Annotated in this window: 5 protein-coding genes and 2 pseudogenes; 6 read left to right on the top strand and 1 reads right to left on the bottom strand. The window is 69.5% G+C overall.

The features are described 5' to 3' along the window. Positions 1 to 1,137 (top strand): GGDEF domain-containing protein (locus M878_RS64640; RefSeq protein WP_023547149.1); only part of this gene is annotated, 1,137 nt, incomplete at its 5' end. Positions 1,138 to 1,241: 104 nt separating this feature from the next. After that, positions 1,242 to 2,780 carry a histidine ammonia-lyase gene (gene hutH / locus M878_RS64635; RefSeq protein WP_023547148.1) on the top strand — a complete coding sequence of 513 codons (1,539 nt, stop codon included), beginning with the start codon at positions 1,242 to 1,244 and terminating at the stop codon, positions 2,778 to 2,780. A 68-nt stretch (positions 2,781 to 2,848) separates the two neighbouring features. On the opposite strand, the gene M878_RS64630 is transcribed toward hutH, so the two are convergent. Further along, positions 2,849 to 3,184 (bottom strand): LPXTG cell wall anchor domain-containing protein, encoded by a 336-nt coding sequence (locus tag M878_RS64630; RefSeq protein WP_023547147.1) that lies wholly within the window; start codon positions 3,182 to 3,184, stop codon positions 2,849 to 2,851. Between the two features lie 109 nt (positions 3,185 to 3,293). Between M878_RS64630 and M878_RS64625 the strand changes: the two genes are divergently transcribed. The 4 genes and pseudogenes from M878_RS64625 to M878_RS64610 form a co-directional block, all read left to right on the top strand. Beyond that, positions 3,294 to 3,650: a hypothetical protein gene (locus M878_RS64625; RefSeq protein ID WP_031224973.1), complete on the top strand. Its 357-nt coding sequence runs from the start codon at positions 3,294 to 3,296 to the stop codon at positions 3,648 to 3,650. A 231-nt stretch (positions 3,651 to 3,881) separates the two neighbouring features. Beyond that, entirely contained in the window at positions 3,882 to 5,132 is a 1,251-nt protein-coding gene (locus tag M878_RS64620; RefSeq protein ID WP_031224972.1) for a L,D-transpeptidase, read from the top strand. A gap of 361 nt (positions 5,133 to 5,493) precedes the next feature. Further along, positions 5,494 to 6,693: pseudogene (locus M878_RS64615) on the top strand (RNA-guided endonuclease InsQ/TnpB family protein). A 59-nt stretch (positions 6,694 to 6,752) separates the two neighbouring features. Continuing rightward, positions 6,753 to 7,378 (top strand): annotated as a pseudogene (locus tag M878_RS64610) (ABC transporter ATP-binding protein); the annotation flags it as partial. Positions 7,379 to 7,548 lie beyond the last annotated feature (170 nt).

Raw genomic sequence — 7,548 nt, 5'->3', positions numbered from 1 at the left:
TGCAAGCGGCTGGCCGCGGTCGTGGCGCTGGCGCAAGGCATGGCGGCGGCGCACACCCCGGCAGGGGCCTGGCACGCCGCCGCGCTCGGCGCCTGCCGGGCGCTGGACGGCAGCTTCGCCGCACTGTCGGTGTGGGAGCGGGAGCTGGGCCGGCTGCGTGTCCTCGTCAACGTGGGGGACCGGCGCCCGGACGAAGAGGTGTTCCCTGAGGCCGAGGCCTACCCGGTGCACCAGTTCCCGGAGATCACCGAGTTCCTGCACGAGCGGTGGGCCGGCGGGGGTGGGGCCAACGCCTGGGTGGAGACCGCCGAGGGGACCGCCGCCGGCACTCCCGGCTACTTCCACCGGCGGGTCGCCGCCCTGCGCCGGCGGGGCCGCGGCTGCTGTGTCGTCGCTCCGGTCGTGCTGCATGGCAGGGCCTGGGGCGAGTTGTACGTCGCCCGCGCCGTCAAGGCCCCGGTGTTCGACCGGTCCGACGCCGACTTCGCCACCGTGCTGGCCGCCGTCGTCGCCGCCGGGCTCGCGCAGAGCGAGCGGCTGGAGGAGGCCCGCCGGCTCGCGTACACCGACGCCCTCACCGGACTCGCCAACCGCCGCGCCGTGGACGTACGCCTGGAGGAGGCCGTCGAACGGCATCGCGCGGACGGTGCGGTCGTCAGTCTTGTCGTATGTGATCTCAATGGGCTGAAGCGGGTCAACGACACCCTCGGGCACGCCGTCGGCGACCGGCTGCTGGAGCGCTTCGGCTCCGTGCTGTCGCTCTGCGGGGCGATGGTGCCGGGCGCGCTGGTCGCGCGGCTCGGCGGGGACGAGTTCTGTCTGCTGGCCGTCGGGCCGGCTGCCGATGACGTGGTCAAGGCCGCGGATGAACTGTGCCGGAGAGCCGGGGAGTTGGAGCTGGGGGAGGGGGTGGCGTGCGGGGTCGCCTCGACCGAGGACCCGATCGGGGAGGTGCGCGACGCGCGGCGGCTGTTCCGGCTCGCCGACGCCGCCCAGTACCGGGCCAAGGCCCTGCGCGCCGGCCGGCCGGTCGTCGCGGGCCGGGAGGGGCCGGAGGATCCGGTCGTACGGCTGGCGGACGAGCCGCCGCACCTGGCGCCCGCCGAACGGCGCCGGTTCCGTGGGCGCCGGCCATGAGGCCTCACGCGGATGAGGCGAAGCCCACATGGATCGGTAAGGGGCGCCCCCGTTCCCCACTAGTGACATCTCTGCATTCAATGCGTACGCTCCTGAATATGGATATGCACACTGTGGTGGTGGGGACGTCCGGTGTCACGGCGTCCGACGTTCTCGCCGTGGCGCGCGGCGGTGCCCGCATCGAGCTGTCGGCGGAGGCGGTGGCGGCCCTCGCGGCGGCCCGGGAGATCGTGGACGCCCTGGCGGCCAAGCCGGAGCCGGTCTACGGCGTCTCCACCGGCTTCGGAGCCCTGGCGACCCGGCACATCAGCCAGGAGCTGCGCGCCCAGCTGCAGCGCAACATCGTCCGCTCGCACGCCGCCGGGATGGGGCCGCGGGTGGAGCGGGAAGTCGTACGGGCGCTGATGTTCCTGCGGCTGAAGACCGTCTGCTCGGGGCACACGGGCGTGCGGCCCGAGGTCGCGCAGACCATGGCGGACGTGCTGAACGCCGGGATCACCCCGGTCGTGCACGAGTACGGCTCCCTCGGCTGCTCCGGCGACCTGGCCCCGCTCTCCCACTGCGCCCTCACGCTCATGGGCGAGGGTGACGCGGAAGGGTCCGACGGGGTCGTACGGCCCGCCGGCGAGCTGCTCGCCGCGCACGGGATCAAGCCCGTCGAGCTGCGTGAGAAGGAGGGCCTCGCCCTGCTCAACGGCACCGACGGCATGCTCGGCATGCTGATCATGGCGCTCGCCGACCTCGACACCCTCTACAAGTCCGCCGACGTCACCGCGGCCCTCAGCCTGGAGGCGCTGCTCGGTACCGCCAAGGTGCTCGCGCCCGAACTGCACGCCATCCGGCCGCATCCGGGCCAGGGCGCCTCCGCCGCCAACATGCTGGCCGTGCTGAAGGGTTCCGGCCTGACCGGGCACCACCAGGACGACGCCCCGCGTGTCCAGGACGCCTACTCGGTGCGCTGTGCCCCGCAGGTCGCCGGTGCCGGACGCGACACCGTCGCGTACGCCCGGCTGGTCGCCGAGAGGGAGCTCGCCTCCGCGGTCGACAACCCCGTGGTGCTGCCCGACGGCCGCGTGGAGTCCAACGGCAACTTCCATGGCGCGCCCGTCGCGTACGTCCTGGACTTCCTCGCCATCGCCGCCGCCGACCTCGGCTCCATCGCCGAGCGCCGTACGGACCGGCTGCTGGACAAGAACCGCAGCCACGGCCTTCCGCCGTTCCTCGCCGATGACGCGGGTGTCGACTCCGGCCTGATGATCGCCCAGTACACGCAGGCCGCGCTGGTCAGTGAGATGAAGCGGCTGGCCGTACCGGCTTCCGCGGACTCCATTCCGTCCTCTGCCATGCAGGAGGACCATGTGTCCATGGGCTGGTCGGCCGCGCGCAAGCTGCGCACCGCCGTCGGCAACCTCACCCGGATCATCGCCATCGAGCTGTACGCCGCCACCCGCGCCATAGAGCTGCGCGAGGGCCTCACCCCGGCGCCCGCCTCCCAGGCCGTCATCGAGGCCGCGCGCGCCGCCGGTGTGCGGGGCCCGGGCCCGGACCGGTTCCTGGCGCCCGATCTGGCCGCCGCCGACGCGTTCGTGCGCGGCGGCCACCTCGTCGCCGCGGTGGAGACGGTCACCGGCCCGCTGCAGTGACGCCCGCACGGAAACAGGGGCCCCGCCAGGTGCGGGGCCCCTGTTCCTGTGTCACATCCGTTGCTGTGTCAGAAGCCCATGCGTTCGCGGCGCACGGAGTAGACCACGAAACCGGCACCCAGGCCGAGGAAGAGGGTGCCGCCGACGACGTACGGCGTGGTGTCGATGCTTCCGGTGTCGGCGAGTTGGGTGTCGTCCGCGGCCTCCCGCGCGGTCTCCGCGGTCGCCTGGGACACCGCCCTGGCCTGCTGTGTGACCTGCGTGATCTGTGTCGTCGAGGAATCGGACGCGTCCGCTCTCGTCGTGGAGTCCTGCGAGGCGTTCGCGGACGGGACGAACCACAGCGCGCAGAGCAGGGTGCCCGCGGCGGTGGCGGTCAGCAGCGGGCGGCGAGCGGATGACACGGAATATCGATCCCCTTGTGACGCTGGCGAATTGGCCGTGTGGAGCGATGTTAGTGAAAGTCGCGGGTCACAGGAAAGTCACGGGAGGTTTCGGTCGTACGCTCGCGCCATGAACGCTGAAGACACATCACGTTTTGTACGGCTTCGTGTGGAGCTGGTCCTTGAGGTGCAGGACGAGGACGAGGTGGCCAAGGCCGCGCTGCGCCGGCTCGCCGCCGATCCGGAGCTGCCGCAGGCCGAGCGGAGTCAGGCCGAGGGGGCTGTGACGGAAGACACCGCGGAGGCCCTCGCCTATCTCGTGGACCCGTTCGACCTGGTCAGCGAGGTACCCGGAGTGGAGCTGCAGCAGGCGTCCTGGTCGAGCGAGCGGATCGACTATGACCCGGATTCGCCGGACTGGGAGCGGGACGAGGATGATGAGGAGGAGGACGAAGACGAGGACGAGGACGAGGACCGCGTCGGCTGAGCGTCCCGGGGGGACTCTTCCTGACCCCGGACGGCAACCGCCGTCCGGGGTTTCGTCGTCTCAGGGGACGCACGGACCGATTCCCGTACCACCGCACCACCCGCGCCCGGCGGACGTGGTGTGCCCCACAGATCCAGCGGACAGGGAACGGCGCGGCACGGCCGTAGCGTTGAAGGTTCTTGACGGGGGTCCCTCGGGTTTTGGCGATCGGCGACGATGGAGAAGCGTGTGATGACGGACAGTAAGCGGCGCAAGGGCCTGGTGGCCGCGTCCGCTCTGCTCGGCGGTGTGCTGGTGCTCACGGCCTGTTCCGGAGGCGGCAACAAGTCCTCCGGCAGCGGCAGTGGCGACTCCTCGCAGGCCCAGGCCGACGCGGCGGCGGCCAAGAAGTCCTCCCAGGCGCAGATCACGATCACGCCGAAGGACGGCTCCGACAACGCGTCGATCAACAACTCCGGCACCGTCACCGTCACCCAAGGCACCCTCACCGGCGTCACCATGACCACCGAGGGCGGCACAGCCGTCGCCGGTCAGCTCTCCGCCGACAAGACGAGCTGGAAGCCCAGCGCCCAGCTGGACCGCTCCACCACCTACAAGGTCTCCGCGGAGGCCAAGGACTCCCAGGGCCGCATAGCCCACGAGAACGCCTCCTTCACCACGGTCTCCCCCGCCAACAGCTTCATCGGCAGCTTCACCCCGGACGACGGCTCCACGGTCGGTGTCGGCATGCCGGTCTCGATCAACTTCGACAAGGCGATCACCAACAAGGCGGCCGTGCAGAAGGGCATCACGGTCAGCACCACCAGCGGCCAGGAGGTCGCCTGCCACTGGTTCAACGCCAACCGCATGGACTGCCGCCCGGAGCAGTACTGGAAGGCAGGCTCCACCGTCACGCTGAAGCTGGCCCTCGACGGCGTCGAGGGCGCGCCCGGTGTCCACGGCGTCCAGCAGAAGACGGTCACCTTCCACATCGGCCGCAACCAGGTCTCGTACGTCGACGCGAAGACCAAGCAGATGAAGGTCACGCAGGACGGCAAGGTCGTCAAGACCATCCCGATCTCCGCCGGCTCCCCCGAGCACACCACGTACGAGGGGCAGATGGTGATCTCCGAGAAGTTCACCCAGACCCGGATGAACGGCGCGACGGTGGGCTTCAAGGACTCCGACGGCAAGGGCGAGTACGACATCAAGGACGTGCCGCACGCGATGCGCCTGACCAGCTCCGGCACCTTCATCCACGGCAACTACTGGGGCGCGCCCTCCGTGTTCGGCAGCGTCAACACCAGCCACGGCTGTGTCGGCCTGCAGGACACCAAGGGCGCGGGCGACCCGAACACCCCGGCCGCCTGGTTCTACGGCCACTCCCTGATCGGCGACGTGGTGGTCGTCCAGAACACCGGCGACAAGACGGTCGCGCCGGACAACGGCCTCAACGGCTGGAACATGGACTGGGCCCAGTGGAAGGCCGGTTCGGCCGTCTGACGGTCCGTCCCACAGCCGGTTCACAGCTCCTCCTGTGCCGCCCCTCGGGGCGGCACCGGTGTTTCCGGGACCGGCCACGGTCTTCTCATCCGTCTCTTATGCCGGCCTTAGGGTTCCGTCACGGATGGCCCGGCGGAGCCGGGGCATCTCAGGGCACGCAGTGGCATCCGGCATAGAGCTGCCGGACACCCTGCCTGGCAGGGCCGGGCAAATGCGAACGTGTGTGCAGTCGTTCGCCGGTTGGGGTGGCATGGGCGGAATCGGGTGCGGGTGTTCGGGTGACGTACGTATGGTCTGGTTGCGGAGCCCGGTTGAACCGGGCGGATGCTGGGCCGGTCGTGAGGGCGGGGGTGACGGTGTGGTGGAGGTAAAGGAAGCTGACCGGGCTGGGCATGCCCGGTACACGTACCGGCTGCGTGTGTCGGCCACCGCCCGTGTGGGGCTGCTGGCGGAGTGGGGTCGGTGCCGGTGGGTGTGGAATGAGTGCGTGGCTCGGTCCAAGAAGGCCCATGCGGAGAGGGAGGAGTGCGGTGCGGCGAGGCTGGACCGGATGCTGACCGAGGCCCGTGCCATCACGCCTTGGCTGGCCGAGGGCGCCAGTGTGCCGCAGCAGCAGCTGATCCGTGACTTCGGAAAATCCCGTACGAAGGCCCTGAAGGACATCAGGGACCGGCTGCCGCTGAGGCAGCGTGCGGGGATGCCAGGTTACAAGAAGAAGCACGAGGCCGATCCGAGCCTGAACTACACGCGGCGAGGATTCCGGCTCAAGGACGGGCGCTTGAATCTTGCGGGCGGGATCGTACTGAGGGTGGTGTGGTCGCGGGAACTGCCCGCCGACCCTACCTCGGTACGGGTGTTTCGGGACGGCGTGGGCGACTGGTACGCCTCCTTCGTCGTCCCCTCCCGGGTCGAACCGCTGCCGGAGACCGGCCGGGTACTGGGTGTGGACTGGGGCGTGAAGGAGATCGCGACCACCACCAGCGACATACACGACCTGCCTCACCCCGAGCACGGCAAGAAGGCCAAGGTCAAGCTGTCCCGGTACGACCGGATGATGGCCCGCCGCAAGCCGAAGAAGGGGCAGGCATCGTCGAAGGGTTACCGGGAGGCGAAGAGGTGGAGGGCGAAGACCTACCAGAAGATAGCCCGGCAGCGGCAGGACTCGGCCCGCAAGTGGGCAAAGAAGGTCGTGCGCGACTATGACGCGATCGCGGTGGAGGACTTCAAGCCGAAGTTCCTGGCCAGGACTTCCCTGGCACGCAAGGCGGCGGACGCTGCGATCGGCGCGACGAAGAAGGCCTTGATCGAGATGGGCCGCAAGCACGGGCGGGACGTGCACCTGGTGCATCCCGCGCACACCACCATGGACTGCGCATCGTGCGGAGCGAGAACCAAGCACGCACTTCCTCTTTCAGAACGTACCTATACCTGCACCGCGTGAGGAGCCGTGTCCCCCAGGGATAAGAACTCCGCCCGTGTGATGCTCGTCCGGGCTGGTCTGAATCCGGCTGGTGCCGAGGGCGTAAGACCTCCTGGAGCGCTGCTCCGGGAGGCGGCCTGAGCCAGGAATCCCCTCCCTTCAGGCAGGGGAGCAGTCAACTACCTGAGGCGCGAACCGCCGCCCTCAACGGCATCGACATCACCATGGCGACGGAGACAGACTCGTCATCCAGGGCCCCACCGGCGGCGGAAAGTCCACCCTCCTCCAGATGCTCGGCGGTCTCGACCGCCCCACCTCGGGCGAGGTCGTCCTGGACGGCATCGACCTGGCCAAGCTCAGTGAAGCCCGGCTGACGAACGTCCGCAGCGAGAACATCGGCTTCGTCTTCCAGTCCTTCAACCTCATCCCCACCCTCACCGCCCAGGAGAACGTGGAGACGGCCCTCGTACCGCTCGGCATCAAGGCCAAAGAGCGCCGGGAACTGGCGGCCGAGGCGCTGGAGTCCGTCGGCCTCGGAGAACGCCTGGCCCATCTCCCCGGCGAGATGTCCGGAGGACAGCAGCAGCGCGTCGCGATCGCCCGGGCCGTCGTCAAGAAACCCAAGGTGCTGCTCGCCGACGAGCCGACCGGCAACCTCGACGAGGGCATGCGCGACGAGATCATGGACGTACTCGAACGGCTGTGGAAGGAGCACGGGCTGACCTTCATCATGGTCACCCACGACTCCGCGATCGCGAAGAAGGCCCCGCGGCTGGCCACCATCCGCAAAGGCAAGATCATGGTGAGGGAGAACGCCGGCGCCTGACAGCATCCAACCCCGTTCGCACACCAGGTACTTGGCGGTTCTGTAACGGTGTCCCGGCCACCGGGTAACAGTTTTCCTTCGCTCTTTCTTACCCTCCTTTTGTCTATTGAGCCGTCCGTCGGCCCCCGGCATACTGCGTGATCCCGGGGGGCGACGTGCACACGGACGCA

Origin of the sequence: Streptomyces roseochromogenus subsp. oscitans DS 12.976 (genome assembly GCF_000497445.1) — a bacterium.
GTDB lineage: Bacteria > Actinomycetota > Actinomycetes > Streptomycetales > Streptomycetaceae > Streptomyces > Streptomyces oscitans.
The sequence above is the reverse complement of the archived record's forward strand: the minus strand, read 5'-3'. Positions and strand labels throughout refer to the sequence as shown.

Coding starts and splice junctions, on each gene's coding strand:
- hutH (WP_023547148.1), top strand. CDS start 1,242: ATGCACACTGTGGTGGTGGGGACGTCCGGTGTCACGGCGTCCGACGTT.
- M878_RS64625 (WP_031224973.1), top strand. CDS start 3,294: ATGAACGCTGAAGACACATCACGTTTTGTACGGCTTCGTGTGGAGCTG.
- M878_RS64620 (WP_031224972.1), top strand. CDS start 3,882: ATGACGGACAGTAAGCGGCGCAAGGGCCTGGTGGCCGCGTCCGCTCTG.